The following is a 20,475-nucleotide window of genomic DNA, read 5'->3' on the forward strand; positions in this document are numbered from 1 at the left end:
TGGTGTTGCGCAACAGATAAAAAAGATAAACACATACCAGCCATCAGTAACAAGATGGATGTGTATGATTTATATCGAAAAAATAATGGGTTCACTTAAACTTGTTTTGCCGCCTGTATTTTTGAAATCACTTCTTTTTCAACCCAGTTCTTTCCCCAGTTTTCCAGTTCGTCTTTCGTATACAACGAAGGGAAAAATATCACTTTTTGAAAACGCGGAGGCAAATATTCTCTCCAGTTGGTTCCTCCTGTGGCTGAATATAATTGTTTATTTTTTATCAAATGCCCGAGCGCATATTTATAGTGCATTAAAGGCCAGTTGATATTGATATGCTGATCCAATTGTTTTAATGCTTCCTGAATAGCTGAATTTGCCTGATCTTCCAGAGACAAACGCCTGTATAACGACCACACATTTCTGGATTTATATTCATACGCTAACTGGATCAGTTTAGCAGTATATTCTGTTTCAAACTGACGAAGTGTAAGTGTCTTTTCTCCGGTTCTGGTATCGGTTGCTCCTTTTTTCCAATACAATTCTTCAAACAATTCTTCGATGGTTGAATAATCATCATACTTATCTCTGGAATCTGTATGTACGAGATTAATCAAATCTGTGCTGGCAATTTCAACCATGCGATACTGAACAGATTGAAATCCGGATGCAGGTGTAAGTGCTACACGGAATTTTAAGAATTGATCCTGGTCAAGACCAACAGAAATAATATCAAAGGAACTGATTAATTGTCCGAAGTACCAATTGCAACGCTCTACACGTTTCAGAAAAATTGCACCTGTTAAACTCTCTGCTGTTTTCAATTGCTGCAGTTCGTGCATAACAAGTTTGAAATACAGCTCGGTAATTTGATGATAAACAATAAACACCATCTCATCCGCATAAGGCGTCTTCGGATTTTGCAACGTGAGCAAACTATCTAAACGGATATAGTCCCAGTATTTTACATAATTAGAATTTAAAAGACCTTCTAAATGTGTGTTAACATCCTGACCATCTTTTTGATAATGAGCGGTTAGTTTCTCTATCAATTCGTGAATGTTATTTTCTGAGTGATTCCCGTGCATCGTTTCCCGTTCTTTTCCGTTATAATAAATACTTCCTGATTTGAAAGCTATCCAATCAAATTTCCTTCAGGAATCCGTTGATCTGGGTTAAGTAAATACTCCCTGCCACAAGGATTTATTACTTTCCTGTATTAATGTAAATATCAAGATTTAATTGATGAAATCAAATGCGCAAAGTCATCAAAATGCGATTAATTTGATATATTGAACATATACTGAAGGCCATGAAAACGAATATGTATACTCAACCGGACTACTACAACATTGATGATCTTCTGAGTGAAGAGCATAAACTTATCCGCCAGTCGGTTCAAGCTTTTATGAATAAAGAAGTTAAGCCGATTATTGAGGATTACGCGCAACGCAGCGCATTCCCCGAACATCTGGTAAGGCCCTTTGGAGCATTAGGTTTATATGGACCGACTACCCCGGTTGAATATGGCGGCGGTGGACTGGATTATATCTCATACGGGATTATGATGCAGGAAATTGAACGCGTAGATTCCGGCATGCGCTCAATGGCGTCTGTACAGGGTTCTCTGGTTATGTTTCCGATTTTTAAATATGGCAGTGAAGAGCAAAAACATAAATACTTACCTAAACTTGCGTCAGGTGAAATCCTGGGATGCTTCGGCCTGACAGAGCCAGACCATGGCTCTAACCCTGCGGGAATGATCACAAACATTAAAGATGCCGGAGATCACTACATTCTAAACGGGGCTAAAATGTGGATCACCAATTCTCCCAAAGCTGACATAGCTGTTGTTTGGGCAAAAGATGAATCGGGTCGTATCAAAGGAGTTATTGTTGAACGGGGTATGGAAGGTTTTACAACTCCTGAAATTCACCAGAAATGGTCACTACGGGCAAGCATTACCGGAGAACTCGTATTTGACAATGTGAAAGTTCCTAAATCAAATTTACTACCAAATGCAGACGGCTTAAGCAGTCCGTTGAAATGCCTGGACTCTGCGCGGTATGGCATAGCCTGGGGTGCATTAGGCGCAGCCATGGAATGTTATGATGTAGCAAAAAACTATGCCATGGAACGTATACAGTTTGGCAAACCAATTGCAGGCTTTCAGCTTACACAAAAGAAACTGGCAGAGATGCTGACTGAAATAACCAAAGCGCAGTTATTGGTATGGCGCTTAGGTATGTTAAAGAACGAAGGCAAAGCAAGCACCGGACAAGTATCCATGGCCAAACGCAACAATGTTGACATAGCTTTAAAAGTCGCCCGGGAAGCCCGGCAAATACTTGGTGGTATGGGTATCACCGGTGAATACCCGATTATGAGGCATATGATGAACCTTGAGTCTGTCGTAACATACGAGGGTACGCATGACATACATTTGCTGATCACCGGACATGATATCACTGGTATAAACGCGTTTAAATAATTATGAATTATGAGTTATCAATTATGAATTGGAATTGTGTTCCTTAATAATATATAACTCATCCTGCTTGTGGCAATTCATAATTCATAATTTATAATTTATAATTAGCAATATGGTTATTGACTGGAGTTTTGTGCTGATTGTATTTACAGGTCTCTTTGCTATTATCAACCCGATTGGCAACGCACCTATATTCATCAGCTTTGTTGATCATTTGAGTTTACCACAACAAAAAGCTATTGCGTTAAAAGCCGTCACTGTTGGCTTTATTATTCTTGTAGTCTTTGTAATATTTGGTTATGCCTTATTCAATATTTTCAACATCAGCATCCAGGCATTCCGGATCACCGGTGGTTTATTGATTGTAAAAGTTGGTTTCGACATGATCAACTCAAAGCCTAAAAGTACTTCTGCCATCACCGCAATAGAATCTACTGACACAGGCTTTGCAATATCTCCTTTAGCCACTCCTATACTCATAGGGCCTGGAACATTATCTACCGCGGTAAGCTTTGTTGGAGTTAGCAATAAAATAGAAAACAGTATCATCATAATCTTCTCTTCAGCAATCATATTATTCATTACCTATTTTGTATTTATTTCATCCACCACTTTGGTTGAAAAAATAGGTAAAGAAGCGCTCAATGTTGTAACAAAAATCATGGGTTTACTGATTGCATCCATTGGCATCCAAATGATCATCACTTCGATTGAAGAATTGTTGGTTAATTATAAAATATGAATTAAAAAATAAGAAAAATCCTTAACTAAACTTAATTCATAATTCATAATTCATAATTCATAATTCATAATTCATAATTCATAATTCATAATTCATAATTACTCACCATTCGGTGTGATAATATTTACCGGAAGAATCTCCTATTTTCTGATAAGTATGTGCGCCAAAGTAATCCCGTTGCGCCTGTATGATATTCGCGGTTGAATAATTACCGGTTAATACATTCAACTGATCAAGCGCTGCCAGGTGAGAAGGAATAGAAAGATCATATTGCAGCGCACTTATAGCAAACTTTTTCAATGCTGATTTTTGATCTCTGATTACTGCTATTATTTTTTCATTCTCAAAAATATTCTGTTTCTTTTTCAATACTGAAATCAATTCTTCCATAAAGACACTTCTGATGATACAGCCGTTTGTCCAGATGCGGGCAATCTCAGAATAGTTTAGATTCCATTTAAATGTTTCAGATGCAGTGTATATCAACATAAATCCTTGCTGGTGATTGGCAATACGTGCAAGCTGATAGGCTGCTTTAATTTCATCCAATGAAATAACAGGAACCTCTTGTATTGGAGTCTTCGGTAAATCAAGCCGCATGTTTTCTTTCACCGTAGAAACATAGCGTGCAAAAAGTGCCGAAGTAATAAGCGTGGCTGGCTGCCCGAGCTCAGAGGCTGCAATCGTGGTCCAGTTCCCTGTACCTTTATTGCCTGCTTTATCCAGAATCAGGTCAATCAGCCATTCGCTACCCTCTTTCTTTACGACAAGGGCTGCCGTAATCCCCAACAGATAACTGCTTAACTCTCCCATATTCCATTCAGAAAAAACTGCCGCGATCTGGGGAGGCTGCATGTTCATCGCATATCTCAGGTAAGCATATACTTCTGCGATCAGTTGCATCTCTGCGTATTCAATACCATTATGAACCATTTTAACAAAATGGCCGGAACCGTCTTTACCAATATAACTGCAGCACGGATCTCCATGCTTATCTTTGGCAGCAATCAAAGTTAAATATTTTCCAACCAGTTCATACGCTTCCAAAGGGCCGGAAGGCATAATCGAAGGTCCCTTCAGTGCACCTTCTTCTCCGCCAGACACCCCAGCTCCAATAAAATGTATACCCCGGAATTTTAAAGATTCGATTCGTCTTTGGGTATCACCATAATATGAATTACCGCCATCGATAATAACGTCTCCGGCTTCCAGATGTGGCAAAAGTTCTTCCATAAATGTGTCTGTTTCTTCCCCTGCTTTAATCATTAAAAAAATCTTTCTGGGTGTTTCCAGTGATGCTGCAAATAATTTTAAATCTTCAAAACCCTTAGCCGTTTGCAATTCCGCATATTCAGCAATACATTTTTCCGCGACCTGTTCTTCAGAGCCTGCAACAAATCGGTTATACAAAGATAATGTGACTCCATTCCGGGAAAAATTTCTAGCCAGGCTTTTTCCCATGACACCAAGTCCTACCAGACCAAAATCTGACTTTGTTAATCTTTTCACAATTGTATGAATAATAATATTTGGATCTAATGTTATATCTATATGAATAGCTGTAGATGGTTCTTCCAGGATATCAAACTGAGATTGCAGAAGTGTTGGCGACATAAAATGTCCTGCCCGGTTCTCCAACCGTAACCCAATTGTATCTGCATCTCCTTTAAGGTAAATCCATACAACAGCATCTTCGATTTGTTGCGCCAATATCTTACGATAAGATTCTTTCAATGCAGAACAGGCAAAAACTATAGAACGCCCGCCAGCAAAAGATTCTTTTATCTGTTTATTAATATCCGACAACCAACTATATCGATCTTCATCTGTCAGTGGAATACCAACAGCCATTTTTTCAATATTTGCTATGGAATGAAATGCATCGCCATCATAGAATTCTATTTTCAATGTCTCGGCGAGCATTTTACCAATGGTTGTTTTGCCACAACCCGAAACGCCCATAACAATATATACTTTATTTTCCATCATACTTTAAACCTATCCGCAAGTTAGATTTCCCTGGTTACATATTAAATCCATATACTCAAAAACAACACCCCGAGCAAACCCATGACAGACACAATGCTTTCCATGATTGTCCAGGATAAAAAAGTATCTTTCATAGAAACATTAAAATATTCTTTACACATCCAGAAGCCTGTATCATTTACATGTGAGCAGAAAATACTGCCTGACCCAATGGCAAGGATCATCAGATTAGGATCAACGTGTATATGTCCCATCATTGGTGCAATAATTCCCGCCGTTGTTAAACCTGCCACTGTGGCGGACCCCAGGCATAGACGGATAATTGCCGCAATCAGCCATCCAAGAATCAATGAGTTTATTTGCAGCGTCTGAAAATATACGGCAATTGTATCACTTGCTTTACTATCGATAAGTATCTGTTTCAGCCCGCCCGAAGCACCGATAATCAATATAATCATGAATATATCTTTGATACCCGATTCATAAGCATTCATGACATGCTTCATGCTTGCTCCCTGAGAGATGCCCAGTGTAAAAGTCACAACAATCAAAGAAAGCAGCATTAATACAGATGGTTCTTTTATAAATGAAAGAACATCAACAAACGGTTTATCCTGTATTATAAAAGAAAGCATAAATGTAGCAAGCAATAAAAATACAGGTAGTAATGCTGACACGATACTATTTAATCCCCCAGGTAAAGTATGCGCAGCAGCGGTATGCTCAACCAAAGGCAATTCGCCCTGAGGTTGAATATTCTTTAATGTACGTGCAAATACCGGTCCCGCCAGGATAATTGCCGGTATAGCAACAACTATTCCATAGAGAAACGTTTTAATCATGCTTGCCTGAAATGTACCGATCAGTGATGCAGGTGAAGGATGTGGTGGCAGCAGACTGTGCGCAACTGATAAAGCAGCAAGCATAGGAATACCTGCATAAACAGCAGGTAATTTATACCGGTATACCAATGTGAAAATTATAGGTATGATCAATACAAAACCGACATTATAAAATAATGGAATACCAATGATCAAACCAGTCAGTAATAAACCCCACTGTAAATATTTTTCACCGCAAACACCGATGATTTTATCTGCTATAACGGTTGCCGCTCCGCTTTCCGCTACCAGCTTACCAATCATGGCTCCCGCAGTTAAGGTTACGAGAATACCTCCTAACATATCTCCGATTCCCTTTTGAAAAGACTGTACGATATTGACTAGTGGCATGCCTAACAATATTCCCGCCAAAATGGTTACCAGAATAAACGATATAAATGGAGATAGTTTAAGTATAGCCGTCAGTAAAATCAACGAACCGATAATTGCCAGTAAAATAAAAAGCAGAGACATATTCTTCTTATATAAAGTGTCTAATGAAAGCTATTAAAATTCCAGCCGATCACAGTAATAGGTATCTGACAATTGAAAGATTAATTCTTTTTTATATAGATCATATTTGATCCAGTTCAGTGCTGAGCAAAATTCTTCTTCATAATAAAACAACTCTGTACTGGGATGAAAGTGAACAGGAAGCAACAAAGCCGCAAGGGTATCAAGGATGGATTGTGACTGAATAGTATCGATATTCTGATATTTAATATAGACAAGATGTACATTTCCATCAATAGTAAATGTGTAATAGTCTGCTTTAAAACCAAATGAGGTGGCTTTAAACCTGTATTGCTTTTCAATACGTTTTGTCTTATCAAATGAATAATACACTTTTTGTTTTGATATAGAATCAACAGCAATCGTATCCGGAAAAGGTTTTCCGAATTTTATATTCAAAAAAGATGCGGAGTTTTTATTAAATCTGCTCGTAATATTATCCTCCTGCTGTGCGAAACAGGCAGAAACAGACAACCATAAAAAAAAGACATGCCTCATATCTAATACATTATTATTTCTTTGTTAATGTATGCGGAACAGGAAGGTCCAGCTTCAACTCTTTATTCAGATTTTCTATAAAATAGGCCGATAGCAGAGGAGATTCAAGCTCTACATTCTGATGCACAAAAAAATACAGTTCATTTAAGCCTTCTTTGCGCCATATTTTAATACGCTTGATCCAATCATCCAGCCGCGTATAATCACTTTCATGATTTGCACCTACATAACGTACAAATGCTTTATCTGATGTAAGCCGCATGTGCATGATATCTCTTCGTGCAGCTGTATCTACCAATACAAAGGTCTTTTTGTACTTCACAAGTAACGCATGCAAGGCGTCACCAATAGCCTTGTCCTGATACCACTCTTCGTTTCGTAATTCAATAGCCAAAGGTATGGCAGCCGGAAACTTTTTAATAAAGGTTTCCAGACGGGCAATATCTTTCGGCTTAAAATTATCATGCATTTGTAAAAAGCACATCCCTAATTTTTCTTCAAACAGAACTATGGCATCGCAAAATTCTGCAGTCACGGTATCTACATCGACCAGTCGTTTAAAATGACTGATGGTATTCGGAACCTTAGGAAAAAATTTGAAATCTTTTGTTGCTTTATCTTTCCATGCTTCTACCTGTTCTTTAGAAGGCGATTTATAAAAGGTAGCATTTAATTCTATACTATTGAACTGTGTAGAATAATATGCCAGTTCATCTTTTGTTCCTTTGGGATAAAAGTTTTTCAGGTCTGTTTTATTCCATTTTGCACAGCCTACATAGACCGCAAATTCCTTTGCAGGTTTAGCTGCCGATAAAACCTTTTTAGTGTCTGCATGGTCTTTAGGCAGTGTAAAATCAATATCTTCCGGGTTGTCTGTTTTTCCGAATTGCATAAGATGTGAAATTTAGTGCAATATATGCTTAAGAAAAGATAGAGAAAATAGTTGTAAAAACAGTGTTTTCTAATAGATCTCTTATGCTTAGCGCTGGACTATCTGTGTCTTTTATATGCTTATGCTATAAGAATCCAGAGAGAAAGCTTAGATACCGTTATGGTTTTAGGCAGGCTTAACTACGGGTGAACTACGGGTGAACTATGGATAAACTACGGGTGAACTACGGACAAAGCACTTCTAAAGAAAAAAACACAGATTGCATTAACTAAAAATACAGGGCGACCGCTGATTCATACAAAAGTATAAGACCGGCCCGTTCTCCAAAACAGTCCGGTCTTATTTAATATCAATGGCTCCAGTTGTATTGGTCCAGATTTTCAACGGCAGCTTGTAATAACTGAATACTCAATTCCACATCCTGCTTATGCACCATTTCAATTACCTGGTGTATATGTCTTGTAGGAATAGAGATCGCGCCTGCAATAGAGCCATTCTTTCCATTACGCTGTAACGGTGCAGTATCTGTACCACCAGCCACCAATATTTCCGGTTGCCAGGTTATATTTCTATCCTGTGCCTGCTTCTTCAGATAAGCAACCATTCTGTAATCACAGATCGTGGATGAATCCAAAATTTTAATAGCTGTTCCTTTGCCAAGTTCCGTGCATTTTTCATATGCACGTGCGCCAGGCACATCGTATGCAATTGTTGTATCTAAAGCGATCGCAAAATCAGGATTGATGCTGTGAGCAGCAATACCTGCCCCACGTAAGCCTACTTCTTCCTGTACAGTAAACACGGCATAAAAATCATACGGTACTTGTGAATGCTGCAATGCACGTAATGTTTCAATCAGTATAAATACAGAAATTCTATTGTCTAATGATTTACAATTGATGCAATCCCCCATTTCAATCAAAGAACGTTCACGGGTAACTGTATCGCCGATGCTTACCTGCTGTTCAACTTCTTCTTTTTTCATTCCAAGATCAATAAAAAAATCTTCGATCTTTGCCGGTTTATTTCTTTCTTCAGGTGTCATTACGTGAATAGGTTTTGCTCCCATTACACCTACCAGATCTTTTTTGCCATGCACAATGACACGTTGTGCTGTTAACGTTTTCGGATCAAAACCACCCAGTGTCTGAAACCGGAGAAAACCTTGCTCATCAATATGAGAAACAATAAATCCGATTTCATCCATATGGGCAGCGGCCATTACTTTTTTATTTTCCGGGTTGCGCGCGCCTTTTTTCAAGGCAAACACATTGCCGATATTATCAACCCAGATATGATCCGCTAAATATTGAATTTCCTTTAACACCAAAGCTCTTACAGCTTGCTCGTAGCCTGGCACACCCGGTGTTTCGCAAATATTTCTAAGTAAATTAATATCCATTATGTAATATGTTTTAAGTAATGAGTTAAGAGGATCAATATAAACAACCTTGCTTATAAAAATAAATAAGATCTGTTTTTTTGATAAAAAAAAAGCCCTCTGAAAAAATTCAAAGGGCTATTCTTATTGTTTTTATTTGTTATTCAACAACACCTAATTTTAAGCTATTCGCAAGCTGGATATCCGCCATGGGCATTGAAGCCGTAGTGACATAGATATCTCCTTTCTTCAAAAGGCCGCTAGCTACCAGGCTTTTCTTAACCGCTTCGATCGATTCGTCTGTAGTAGTAAACTTTTCGAATTTAAATGCCTGAACACCCCAAACCAGGTTCATCTGGTTCATTAATTGCTCATTAGGAGTTGCGATATAGATATTAGCTTTAGGTCTGTGGCTGGCAATTCTGAATGCTGAGTATCCAGACTGAGACAAACCGATAATTGCTTTAGCATTTACTTTATCTGCTAATTCACATGCAGAAGCAATTACGCTGTCGCTATTATTCTCAATATCATCATTTGTTGGCTTATTGTAGATGTCCGCTTCTTTTTCTACAGCCTGACAAATACGAGTCATTGATTTCACTGTAAGTACAGGATATGCTCCTGAAGCAGTTTCAGCCGATAACATGATCGTATCTGCTCCATCAATAATTGCATTTGCAACATCACTAGCCTCTGCACGCGTAGGACGAGCATTTGAAATCATGCTTTCCATCATTTGTGTAGCTACAATTACCGGCTTACCTAATTCATTACATTTTCTGATGATCATTTTCTGAATCATCGGAACATCTTCCATCTGAAGCTCAACACCAAGATCACCACGGGCAACCATGATCGCATCAGATGCTTCAATAATGGCATCAATATCTTTCACTGCTTCCGGCTTTTCAACCTTTGCAATAACTTTAGAATTTTTACCATGTTCTTTGATAATCGCTTTTAACTCATTCAGGTCAATAGCGTTACGAACAAAAGATAAAGCGATCCAGTCTACATCATTTTTAAGACCGAAAATCAAATCTTCTTTATCTTTATCAGTCAAAGAAGGCTCTGATACTAATGTATTCGGAAGGTTAATACCTTTACGGGATTTTAAGATACCACCATAAATTACTACACAAGTAACTTCGCCGTTACCTGTTTCCAAAACTTTTAATTCAATATTACCATCATCAATTAAAATAGCATCTCCTTTTTTAACATCCGATGTAAGCATTTTATATGAAGTACTAATTTTATCCTTAGTACCTAGCATTTTTTCTTTTGTAATAACAATCTTAGCCCCTTCAACAAGTTCTACTCCGTTATTTTCAACTTCATCCGTACGGATTTTAGGACCTTGTAAATCCTGAAGAATTGCTATGTTAACACCATGTTCTTTTCTGATTTCGCGGATCGCGTTAATTACACCCTGATGTACGTCATGAGTTCCATGAGAAAAATTCAATCTGAAAATGTTCGCACCAGCTTGAACCAACTCCCACAACTTCTCCTTCGTGTTACATGCCGGGCCTACAGTTGCAATAATCTTTGTTTTCTTGTTTACCATATAACATTAAATAAATATTAGATTATCCTTAGACTTCAATTCAGTTACATCAATAACTTTAATGTATTGAATTGCAGAACAGGTTTGTAATTGTTCCTTCATCCATTCTTCGTCAAATATACCACCTTCATCCATAATATGAATGAAATAATCATAATCCTTTAACTCAGGAATAAGGTAAGGTTTGGCAATATTACTAAATTCAATTGATTTATTTTTCAAAAGTCGTAACTGACTATATTCGGTAAAATATAGATAAGTGCTAACCAATATGTTACAATCATTTTGAAATTGTAAATTTATATCTTCAGCCTTGATGAGGTGTATTTTTAGTATCTGATTGATATTCCAGGCAAGCTTATACTCCTTTGCAGAGGAGATAATCCCGATCATTTTAAATGAATAATCAAAATCAACAACAAGTTTATTGCTTTTCATTTTAACTAGATCTTAACTCGTTTTTTTATCGATTTTACTAAACAGAAGTAAAGTGTTAATAAATTCTTACAGTATTTGTTTTTTTAAGAACATGTAAATTTAGAAGGAAATAGAGGATTTTTGAATCATTTTTGAAAACTTTAAAAAAGAATCCAAAAAATAGTTTGACAAACTAGCATAAAATGTATTTCTTTGCCCCCGTGTTTTACTAAAAAATGTAAAAAAATGTCAGAAATCGCACAAAAAGTAAAAAGCATCATCGTTGAGAAGTTAGGTGTTGAAGAGTCAGAAGTTACTACTGAAGCAAGTTTCACTAATGATCTAGGTGCTGATTCATTAGATACTGTTGAACTTATCATGGAATTTGAAAAAGAGTTCAACATTTCTATCCCAGACGAACAAGCTGAAAACATCACTACTGTTGGTCAGGCTATTGCTTACTTAGAGCAACACGTAAAATAATTTAACTAAATCATTAATTTAAATCCGGTAAATTCATATCATGAATTTAAAAAGAGTTGTTGTTACAGGGTTAGGTTCATTAACACCCATTGGAAATACTGTTCCTGAATATTGGGATTCTCTAATAAAAGGTGTCAGTGGGGCTGCTCTCATTACAAAATTCAATCCGGAGAAACACAAAACGAAGTTTGCGTGTGAAGTTAAAAACTTTAATGTTGATGACTTCATTGAAAAAAAGGAAGCCCGCAAGATGGATCCTTTCACGCAATACGCAGTTGTTGTGGCCGATGAAGCGATCAAAGATGCTGGTATTACAGCAGATTTGGATCATGACAGAATTGGCGTGATTTGGGGAGCCGGCATCGGTGGCCTTAAGACATTTGAAGATGAAGTATCAGCTTTTGCTAAAGGAGACGGAACACCCCGTTTCAATCCTTTCTTTATCCCAAAAATGATTATTGACATCAGTGCTGGCTATATTTCTATCAGAAATGGTTTTCGTGGCCCTAATTTTTCTACTGTATCGGCATGTGCATCCTCTTCAAATGCAATTCTTGATGCCTTTAATTACATCCGTTTAAATAAAGCAAATATTATTATTGCCGGTGGTTCTGAAGCTGCAGTTGTAGAATCAGGTATCGGTGGTTTTAATGAATGCATAGTTTTATCTTAAAGAAACGACGATCCGGCAACGGCTTCCCGTCCATTCGATAAAGATCGTGACGGCTTTGTAATGGGTGAAGGCGCGGGTGCTCTTGTGCTTGAAGAATACGAACATGCAAAAGCACGTGGTGCAAAAATTTATTGTGAAGTTATCGGCGGAGGAATGTCTGCTGATGCCTACCATTTAACAGCTCCGCATCCGGAAGGCCTTGGAGCAAAAAATGTAATGCTGAATGCCATCAGCGATGCCGAAATCGCTAAGGAAGAAGTTGATTACATTAACGTTCATGGTACTTCTACCCCACTTGGAGATATTGCAGAGGTTACAGCTATCCAGGCTGTCTTTGGCGAGCAAGCATACAAGTTAAACATCAGTTCTACAAAATCAATGACTGGTCACTTACTTGGAGCTGCTGGTGCAATTGAATCCATTGCAACAATTTTAGCAATCAAGAATCAGATTATTCCGCCGACAATCAATAACAAAAATCGTGACGAGGCTTTTGATGCAAGATTAAAACTTACATTGAACAAAGCTGAAAAACGTGAAGTAAAGGTTGCAATGTGTAACACATTCGGTTTCGGAGGACATAACTGCTCTATCGTTTTCCGCAAAATCGATTAAAGGTTTGTTTTTCACAGGAAAACAACTGAATTTACTCCGACACTTCTTTAGATCAAAAGAGGATAAAATCCTCTCCAAAAAAATTCGCTACGTTACCGGAATGTGGCCTGGAAACCTGCATCTATACCAAATGGCTATTGTGCATACTTCGGCTGCTGATGAGAATGAAGCTGGTATCAAGGAATCCTATGAACGCCTGGAATACTTAGGAGATTCTATTCTGGGTGCTGTCGTTGCCGAATACCTTTTTAAACGTTTCCCTTTCAAAGACGAAGGGTTCTTAACAGAAATCCGAAGCAGGATTGTCAATCGTGAAGTTTTAAATCAGGTAGGTAAAGATCTTGGTCTTTCCGAGATCGTTGTTTTCAACGGGCGCAAAGGTAAACAAGGGCATAAATCTCTTTATGGTGATGTCGTGGAAGCCATTGTTGGCGCGGTTTATCTGGACAAAGGCTTTGACATGGCCAAACAATTTATTCTGAAAAAAATTGTTAATACTCAGATCAACGTCGACTCCATTATTCAAAACAATAAAAACTTTAAAAGTATTTTATTGGAATGGTGCCAGAAAGAAAATAAAAAACTGGAGTTCGTAATTATTGAAGAAAGCGGCCACCGTCATCAAAAAGTTTTTAAAGCAGAAGTACGTATAGCCGACGAAAGCAAAGGCCAGGGTATTGGCTTCAGTAAGAAAAAAGCCGAACAGAATGCTGCTGAAATTGCTTGCAATGAATTGGATTTAAAATAAATTCTCAGTCCCATGAGATTCATTTTTATAATCATTTCTTTTTTATTTTTTACAAATCTTGTGCTGGCACAAGACGAGGGATCTGTTACAATGAGACGAAACAAACCACGCGCAGATACGAACTACATTAAAAGTTATAAAGACTATCTCGCCTTGGGTATATTTATAGCCGCACCTGTCAACACCTTAACATTAACTCCTAAAGACTCCCTCATCAAACCAACGGAATATAAAACAAATCTGTCGAGTGTGATTGGTTTTACAGGAGCATACAAAAGTGTAACAGCTTCGATTGGTTTCAGAATTCCTGTAGAGCCAGATCTTACAAGCAAATACGGTACAACAAAATTCAAAGCCTTTGCTATTGGAACACAAAAGACAAAATTCTCGGTGCGGTTTGATTACAGAAAAGTTGCAGGCTTTTATAATGGCGACTCGTTAATAAAAATTCCCGGATCTACGGAAACCTATTTCAAACGCAGCGATGTAGAGTCCCGTCAGTTCATGGTTTCCGGACTTTACAATTTCAGCTGGAAAAAATATTCTTATCAATCTTCTTTTAACTTTTCAGAACATCAGCTAAAGACGCGGGTTGGCTTTATTATGAAATCATCCATAAGTTTTAACCGTTTGAATTCAGACTCCAGCCTGATCAATTTAAACCAAACCGCAACAAACCAGCAGAAAGTTCAACAGCTGAATTATACATCCTTTTTGATTGGACCTGGCATGGGCTTAAATGTTGTCATTGCCAAGCGTGTTTATTTTTCCATGATGCTCTTTTTATCATTCGATTATGTCAGCTACGCCTTTGTAAGCAACGATAACTCAAAAACCCGGAACGAAAGCTTAACAGGTTTCTTCGAAGGTAGAATGGCTCTTGGGTATCATTCCAAACGATTCTATGCAGGTTTGAAGTTCGTTGGAGACAAGGTGGCAGTACAGACAACCGATTATAAAGTGGAAAATTTATTTGGCGCCGTTACACTGGACGTGGGCTACCGTTTTAATGCCCCCGGCATATTGAAAAAAGTATACGAAAATACATTCACTAAATTTTTAGGATTGTAGTTATTGCTTTTCTTCCGGCAGCGATTTCGTATCCGGTTCTACCCGATCACTACAGCAACTGCCAAAATGTACAGAATCAATCCACTCTTCATCACTGATAAGCTCCTTTTTCTTTTCAATCAATGCAGGCTTGCACCATGTACAAGGTGTACCATCCTCCATAAATTCGCGTCCTTCACAGGAAGGACATAAATAACCGCATGTAGCCATAGAATCAGAACTAATATTTCCGGGAATTAGTTTCAATATACTTATTAATACAATTATAAGAGAATTGTATTAGTTTTACAGGAATAAACTAAATATTACATGGACGCTTTCGCAATAAAATCATTGATCATCGGCATTCTGGTTTTCGACTTTTTAGTTGAACGGATACTCGATTATCTGAATATTAAAAACCTTAATGCTCCTCTTCCTAAAAATGTGGCCGATGTATACGACACTGCTGAATATACCAAATCACAGACTTACCAGAAGGAGAAGGAAAAGGTGGAACAGTTTCAATCTTACTTTCAGTTTGCCTTATATATCTTACTGCTTACTCAAGGCTATTTAGGCGGGCTGTATGACTATATTAAAAGCTATACAGAAACTTCATCTGTTTTCAGTCAGGCATCTTTCTATGCAGCTAATCTACTGTTCTTTGGCGCACTGTTTATTATAAGTGATATTCTATCTACCCCTTTTGCCTGGTATAATACATTTGTTATAGAAGAAAAATATGGTTTCAATAAAAGTACGGTTAAACTTTTCATCATAGATAAATTGAAAGGTTATCTGCTTGCCATTATCATCGGTGGTATCATCATCTCGTTGTTGTTATTTTTAATTCAAAGCCTTGGCACTTCTTTCTGGTGGATCTTCTGGGTAATTATCAGTGTATTGATCGTTTGTATGAATATGTTCTATACCAGTCTGCTCCTGCCTCTATTCAATAAATTAACGCCACTGGGTGATGGTGAATTAAAGAACGCGATCCAGGCATATTGCTCGAAAGAGAATTTCCCGGTTGATAATATTTACATCATGGATGGTTCCAAACGTTCCAATAAAGCCAATGCCTTTTTCTCTGGTTTTGGAAAAAAGAAAAAGATCGTATTATTCGACACATTGGTAGATCAGCACTCCATCCCTGAACTCATTGCAATATTAGCGCATGAAGCGGGCCACTTTAAAAAGAAACACATTATTCAGATGATGGTACTTTCTGTATTACAAATCGGCGTGTATTTATTTTTACTTTCATTACTAATAGACAATGAAAACCTTTCTCTTGCTATGGGTGCACAAGATAACAGCGTTGCATTAAACTTAATCGGCTTCGGACTTCTATTCTCTCCGGTTTCAAGCATTACAGGTATCATGGTGAATCTGTTATCCAGAAAAAATGAATACGAAGCAGATGCGTTCGCTGCACAAACTTCAAGTGCTGTAGATTTAGGTATTGCACTAAAAAATTTAAGTAAGAAAAATTTAAGCAATCTCACTCCACACCCCGCATATGTTTTCTTACATTATTCACACCCGCCGGTAACGCAGCGTTTAGATGCGATGGGAATTCGTGATTAGTCAGTTGACAGTAATCAGTTGTCAGACGAATATAAAAGCAGAAGAACTTATCTTCTGCTTTTGTTTTAAAACGTCACAGCATTCTTATTTGGGCGATGCCCAAGTTTTTTTCAGTCTTTCAGTCTTCCTTTTTTTCATAGTTAATATATATATATATCATGTAACATACTATTTGCTTTCTTCCATTTGATGCGCTTCCCTTTGTCCGGCCTGTGATCATTTTTTTACTTTATACTCAGTACGTACTTAATACTTTTATCTACTGATCACTGATCACTGTCTACTGACCACTAAATTGCACTTTTCCACTATTCACCTGCTTTAATTCAATAATTATCAATAATAGCTTATAAAATTCTTGTACCGAATTTTAAATCTGCTTTCTTTATAAAACGAACGAACATTATCCGCATCCCTTTTATCACAAAACTTATGGCAATTAAAGTAGCAATTAACCACAAAACGACCTATGCCTATGACAGGCTTGTTACCTTATCGCCCCACACCTTCAGGCTAAGGCCTGCAAGTCACTCGCGAACGGCCATTGAAGCGTACTCATTCAAAGTAAGTCCGGCGAATCACTTTATCAACTGGCAGCAGGATCCCTTTGGCAACTATCTGGCAAGAGTTGTCTTCCCTGAGCAAACCAAAGAGTTGAGTATTGAAGTGGAAGTCATCGCAAACATGGTTGTAATAAATCCATTTGATTTTTTTGTAGAAGAATCTGCCAGCAAATTCCCTTTCGAATATACCGGACAATTAATAAAAGAACTTCAACCTTACCTGGAACTGAAAGATGACGGGCCGTTGCTGGATGCCTGGATGAAAACAGTAAACCGTGAATCTATTGAAATTGTTGACTTCCTCGTTTATATCAACCAGAAAGTTTATAAAGATATCAATTACTCTATCCGGATGGAAGCTGGTGTTCAAACACCAGATGAAACACTGAACTTAGCTCTGGGTTCGTGCAGAGACTCTGCCTGGCTACTGGTTCAGGCCTTGCGCAGATTGGGACTGGCAGCCCGTTTTGTTTCAGGATACCTGGTACAGTTAAAAGCTGATGTTGAAGCATTAGACGGTCCTTCAGGTCCGGTGCAAGACTTCACGGATCTGCATGCATGGACGGAAGTATATGTTCCCGGTGCCGGATGGATTGGCCTCGACCCTACCTCCGGCCTGTTTGCCGGTGAGGGCCACATTCCTTTGGCCTGTACACCTGACTATGTAAGCGCTGCGCCTGTCGTAGGTGCTACCTCCAAATGCGAAACCACATTCTCTTTTTCAAATACCGTAACCCGTATCCATGAAGATCCCCGTGTTACCAAACCTTATTCAGAAGAAGAATGGACAGCGATCAATGCATTGGGCATGATGGTAGACTACGAATACCAGAAAGGCGATGTTCGTTTAACGATGGGCGGAGAGCCAACCTTTGTATCCATTGACGATATGGAATCGGCACAATGGAACACAGAGGCAGATGGCACAGACAAACGTATACTTTCACACGAATTATTATTGCGCTTACGTGCCCGCTTTGCTCCGGAAGGTATGCTGCACTACGGACAAGGCAAATGGTATCCCGGAGAACCTCTCCCACGCTGGCAGTATGGCCTGTTCTGGCGAAAAGATGGTTTGCCTATGTGGAAGAATACGGCATTGCTTGCACTTGAGAATAACAAGAAGAAATATACGCACATCGACGCGGAAGCATTTATAAACGAACTAAGCAAAGCGTTGGCAGTACCGGCATCGGATATTTCTCCGGTGTATGAAGACATTTTTTATTTCTTGTGGACAGAAGGAAAAATTCCGGTGAATATTGATCCGATGAGCTTCACGTTAAAAGATCCTATTGAACGCAGAACACTGACACAACTTCTGGACAAAGGGCTGGAAACCCCAGCCGGCTTTGTATTACCTCTGGAGTGGAGTCATACAAAGAACACATGGAGAAGTTCCAAATGGCGCATGAAGCGTGATGAGATATTCCTCATACCTGGTAACTCGCCTGTTGGCTTACGTTTGCCGTTGGATTCACTTTCAAAGCTTGCCGCAGAATATATTCCACATGAGGTTGAACGCAGTATGTTTGAAACACTTCCATACCTGCAGAATGATTATACGGATACGGTCAAAGCCAGATATGGTACAATCACCGAGCATGAGGGCAGTGCGATCCGTAGAAAAATTGAAGAAGCTGTTGCGGAAGAAAAGAAATCATCAAAACATAAAAAGATTGATGTTCAAATAAAAGAAGCGCAACCGCTCTTTTATGTTCCGTTGATTAAGACAGCGCTATGTGTGGAAGTGCGGGACGGTATGCTCTATATATTCCTGCCGCCGCTTAAATACATAGAACATTATCTGGATTTGCTTACATCTATTGAACTTACGGCAGAGAAACTCCAGATACCAGTACGTATCGAAGGCTACGAACCGCCACGGGACAATCGCATTGAACGCCTAGTTGTTTCGCCGGATCCGGGAGTGATTGAAGTAAACATACATCCGGCAAAAAACTGGAAAGAATTATCATACAACCTGGAAGTACTGTACCAGGAAGCATTTAAATCACGGCTTGGCACTGAAAAGTTTATGCTTGATGGCAAGCATACCGGCACGGGCGGCGGTAACCACATTACCATCGGTGGTGCAACGCCGAATGACAGTCCGCTCTTACGCAGGCCCGATCTGTTGCGAAGCATCATCACATTCTGGCAGCATCATCCGGGTTTGTCCTATTTATTCTCAGGTGCATTCATCGGCCCTACCAGCCAGGCACCGCGCTTTGATGAAGGTCGGGATGAAAAATTATATGAGATGGAAATTGCCTTTGCGCAAATTCCCAATCACGATCAGGTTCCATTCTGGCTTGTCGACCGTTTGTTCAGACACTTACTTACAGATATCACAGGAAATACACACCGTGCAGAGCTATGCATTGATAAATTATACTCTCCTGATTCATCCAGCGGTCGCTTAGGGATTCTTGAATTTCGTGCATTTGATATGCCACCTCATAAAGAGATGAGTATGGTTCAGATGCTATTGATTCGGACCTTGATCGCATGGTTCTGGAAAACACCGTATAAAAAAGATCTCGTACCATGGGGTACAGAGCTGCATGATAAATTTATGCTGCCGCATTTTGTTGAACAGGATATGAAAGATATTGTGCGTGATCTGAATGATGCAGGTTATCCGTTCCAGATGAGCTGGCTGGCGCCGTTTTTCGAGTTCCGCTTCCCGCATTACGGAACCGTACATATCAGAGACGTAGAGATTCAGGTACGCATGGGTATTGAGCCATGGCATGTATTGGGTGAAGAAATGACCAGCTCCGGTACATCGCGCTATGTAGATTCTTCATTGGAACGTCTGCAGGTTAAACTGAAAAACATGAATGATTCGCGTTATGTACTTGCTTGTAATGGTTTCAAAGTTCCGCTTAAACCAACACCCGTTAAGGGTGAATTTGTTTGCGGCATCCGCTACAGAGCGTGGCAGCCTCCATCTGCACTACACCCAACCATTGGTATTGATACACCGTTGGTATTCGATCTGATTGATACCTGGAATGGCCGCTCTGTTGGTGGATGTACTTACCATATTGCACATCCCGGCGGAAGAAATTATGATACCTTCCCGATCAACAGTTACGAGGCTGAATCCCGCCGCGTATCACGTTTCTGGGATAATGGACATACGCAGGATCCGGTACCGGTGCCGGGCTACGTCAGCACAACTCCCATTGGCCGTTACATGGTTGAAATCAATCCTAATCTGAGAAACTTTGAACTGACAACTATTGAAACAAACAAAGCATATCCAAATACACTGGATATGCGCCAATGCTGGAAAGCAAAAAATAGAAACAGATGATATATCAGTTCAATGGAAATAAAAAAGTCCCGCCTGTTGAACGGGACTTTTTAT

16 protein-coding genes and 1 pseudogene are annotated in these 20,475 nt (G+C 38.9%); 8 read left to right on the forward strand and 9 right to left on the reverse strand.

Annotation, left to right across the window (positions count from 1 at the left end):
• Nucleotides 1-95 precede the first annotated feature (95 nt).
• A complete protein-coding gene (locus ACTHJT_RS03455) occupies nucleotides 96-1,082 on the reverse strand; it encodes a tryptophan 2,3-dioxygenase family protein (protein ID WP_440236389.1) in 987 nt (328 codons plus the stop codon).
• 224 nt (nucleotides 1,083-1,306) lie between these two features.
• On the opposite strand from ACTHJT_RS03455, the gene ACTHJT_RS03460 reads away from it, so the two are divergent.
• Together ACTHJT_RS03460 and ACTHJT_RS03465 are read left to right on the forward strand one after the other, a co-directional pair.
• Nucleotides 1,307-2,485, forward strand: coding sequence for an acyl-CoA dehydrogenase family protein (locus ACTHJT_RS03460; RefSeq protein WP_440236390.1), 1,179 nt, complete (start codon nucleotides 1,307-1,309; stop codon nucleotides 2,483-2,485).
• Between the two features lie 112 nt (nucleotides 2,486-2,597).
• A complete protein-coding gene (locus ACTHJT_RS03465; protein WP_440236391.1) occupies nucleotides 2,598-3,227 on the forward strand; it encodes a MarC family protein in 630 nt (209 codons plus the stop codon).
• 102 nt (nucleotides 3,228-3,329) lie between these two features.
• Here ACTHJT_RS03465 and gndA read toward each other — a convergent pair whose 3' ends face one another.
• The 7 genes from gndA to ACTHJT_RS03500 form a co-directional block, all read right to left on the reverse strand.
• Complete coding sequence (gene gndA / locus ACTHJT_RS03470) at nucleotides 3,330-5,216, reverse strand: NADP-dependent phosphogluconate dehydrogenase (RefSeq protein WP_440236392.1); 1,887 nt, start codon at nucleotides 5,214-5,216, stop codon at nucleotides 3,330-3,332.
• A gap of 41 nt (nucleotides 5,217-5,257) precedes the next feature.
• A complete protein-coding gene (locus ACTHJT_RS03475) occupies nucleotides 5,258-6,571 on the reverse strand; it encodes a GntP family permease (RefSeq protein WP_440236393.1) in 1,314 nt (437 codons plus the stop codon).
• Between the two features lie 33 nt (nucleotides 6,572-6,604).
• A complete protein-coding gene (locus ACTHJT_RS03480; protein ID WP_440236394.1) occupies nucleotides 6,605-7,108 on the reverse strand; it encodes a hypothetical protein in 504 nt (167 codons plus the stop codon).
• Between the two features lie 13 nt (nucleotides 7,109-7,121).
• A complete protein-coding gene (locus ACTHJT_RS03485; protein WP_440236395.1) occupies nucleotides 7,122-8,000 on the reverse strand; it encodes a DUF72 domain-containing protein in 879 nt (292 codons plus the stop codon).
• A 349-nt stretch (nucleotides 8,001-8,349) separates the two neighbouring features.
• Nucleotides 8,350-9,402 (reverse strand): M42 family metallopeptidase, encoded by a 1,053-nt coding sequence (locus ACTHJT_RS03490; RefSeq protein WP_440236396.1) that lies wholly within the window; start codon nucleotides 9,400-9,402, stop codon nucleotides 8,350-8,352.
• Nucleotides 9,403-9,541: 139 nt separating this feature from the next.
• Entirely contained in the window at nucleotides 9,542-10,954 is a 1,413-nt protein-coding gene (gene pyk / locus ACTHJT_RS03495; RefSeq protein WP_440236397.1) for a pyruvate kinase, read from the reverse strand.
• A 6-nt stretch (nucleotides 10,955-10,960) separates the two neighbouring features.
• Nucleotides 10,961-11,392, reverse strand: coding sequence for an IPExxxVDY family protein (locus tag ACTHJT_RS03500; RefSeq protein ID WP_440236398.1), 432 nt, complete (start codon nucleotides 11,390-11,392; stop codon nucleotides 10,961-10,963).
• Between the two features lie 225 nt (nucleotides 11,393-11,617).
• Between ACTHJT_RS03500 and ACTHJT_RS03505 the strand changes: the two genes are divergently transcribed.
• The 4 genes and pseudogenes from ACTHJT_RS03505 to ACTHJT_RS03520 all read left to right on the forward strand — a co-directional run bounded on the left by ACTHJT_RS03505 (nucleotide 11,618) and on the right by ACTHJT_RS03520 (nucleotide 14,961).
• The gene (locus ACTHJT_RS03505; protein WP_011584784.1) at nucleotides 11,618-11,854 is read left to right on the forward strand and encodes an acyl carrier protein; all 237 of its coding nucleotides are present in this window, start codon (nucleotides 11,618-11,620) and stop codon (nucleotides 11,852-11,854) included.
• Between the two features lie 40 nt (nucleotides 11,855-11,894).
• Nucleotides 11,895-13,142, forward strand: a pseudogene (gene fabF / locus ACTHJT_RS03510) (beta-ketoacyl-ACP synthase II).
• Between the two features lie 4 nt (nucleotides 13,143-13,146).
• Nucleotides 13,147-13,890 (forward strand): ribonuclease III, encoded by a 744-nt coding sequence (gene rnc, locus ACTHJT_RS03515; RefSeq protein WP_440236399.1) that lies wholly within the window; start codon nucleotides 13,147-13,149, stop codon nucleotides 13,888-13,890.
• Between the two features lie 12 nt (nucleotides 13,891-13,902).
• Nucleotides 13,903-14,961, forward strand: a complete 1,059-nt coding sequence (locus ACTHJT_RS03520; RefSeq protein ID WP_440236400.1) for a DUF4421 domain-containing protein — start codon at nucleotides 13,903-13,905, stop codon at nucleotides 14,959-14,961.
• Here ACTHJT_RS03520 and ACTHJT_RS03525 read toward each other — a convergent pair whose 3' ends face one another.
• The gene (locus ACTHJT_RS03525) at nucleotides 14,962-15,171 is read right to left on the reverse strand and encodes a hypothetical protein (protein WP_440236401.1); all 210 of its coding nucleotides are present in this window, start codon (nucleotides 15,169-15,171) and stop codon (nucleotides 14,962-14,964) included. It lies immediately after the preceding gene.
• A 99-nt stretch (nucleotides 15,172-15,270) separates the two neighbouring features.
• On the opposite strand from ACTHJT_RS03525, the gene ACTHJT_RS03530 reads away from it, so the two are divergent.
• Nucleotides 15,271-16,533, forward strand: a complete 1,263-nt coding sequence (locus ACTHJT_RS03530) for a M48 family metallopeptidase (protein WP_440236402.1) — start codon at nucleotides 15,271-15,273, stop codon at nucleotides 16,531-16,533.
• A 432-nt stretch (nucleotides 16,534-16,965) separates the two neighbouring features.
• Nucleotides 16,966-20,421, forward strand: coding sequence for a DUF2126 domain-containing protein (locus ACTHJT_RS03535; RefSeq protein WP_440236403.1), 3,456 nt, complete (start codon nucleotides 16,966-16,968; stop codon nucleotides 20,419-20,421).
• The last annotated feature ends 54 nt before the right edge of the window (nucleotides 20,422-20,475 follow it).

Source organism: Cytophaga sp., assembly GCF_051961495.1.
In the GTDB taxonomy this organism is placed as follows: domain Bacteria; phylum Bacteroidota; class Bacteroidia; order Cytophagales; family Cytophagaceae; genus Cytophaga.

Coding starts and splice junctions, on each gene's coding strand:
- ACTHJT_RS03525 (WP_440236401.1), bottom strand. CDS start 15,171: ATGGCTACATGCGGTTATTTATGTCCTTCCTGTGAAGGACGCGAATTT.
- ACTHJT_RS03485 (WP_440236395.1), bottom strand. CDS start 8,000: ATGCAATTCGGAAAAACAGACAACCCGGAAGATATTGATTTTACACTG.
- pyk (WP_440236397.1), bottom strand. CDS start 10,954: ATGGTAAACAAGAAAACAAAGATTATTGCAACTGTAGGCCCGGCATGT.
- gndA (WP_440236392.1), bottom strand. CDS start 5,216: ATGATGGAAAATAAAGTATATATTGTTATGGGCGTTTCGGGTTGTGGC.
- ACTHJT_RS03490 (WP_440236396.1), bottom strand. CDS start 9,402: ATGGATATTAATTTACTTAGAAATATTTGCGAAACACCGGGTGTGCCA.
- ACTHJT_RS03500 (WP_440236398.1), bottom strand. CDS start 11,392: ATGAAAAGCAATAAACTTGTTGTTGATTTTGATTATTCATTTAAAATG.
- ACTHJT_RS03480 (WP_440236394.1), bottom strand. CDS start 7,108: ATGAGGCATGTCTTTTTTTTATGGTTGTCTGTTTCTGCCTGTTTCGCA.
- ACTHJT_RS03455 (WP_440236389.1), bottom strand. CDS start 1,082: ATGCACGGGAATCACTCAGAAAATAACATTCACGAATTGATAGAGAAA.
- ACTHJT_RS03520 (WP_440236400.1), top strand. CDS start 13,903: ATGAGATTCATTTTTATAATCATTTCTTTTTTATTTTTTACAAATCTT.
- ACTHJT_RS03535 (WP_440236403.1), top strand. CDS start 16,966: ATGGCAATTAAAGTAGCAATTAACCACAAAACGACCTATGCCTATGAC.
- ACTHJT_RS03475 (WP_440236393.1), bottom strand. CDS start 6,571: ATGTCTCTGCTTTTTATTTTACTGGCAATTATCGGTTCGTTGATTTTA.
- ACTHJT_RS03465 (WP_440236391.1), top strand. CDS start 2,598: ATGGTTATTGACTGGAGTTTTGTGCTGATTGTATTTACAGGTCTCTTT.
- ACTHJT_RS03530 (WP_440236402.1), top strand. CDS start 15,271: ATGGACGCTTTCGCAATAAAATCATTGATCATCGGCATTCTGGTTTTC.
- ACTHJT_RS03505 (WP_011584784.1), top strand. CDS start 11,618: ATGTCAGAAATCGCACAAAAAGTAAAAAGCATCATCGTTGAGAAGTTA.
- ACTHJT_RS03460 (WP_440236390.1), top strand. CDS start 1,307: ATGAAAACGAATATGTATACTCAACCGGACTACTACAACATTGATGAT.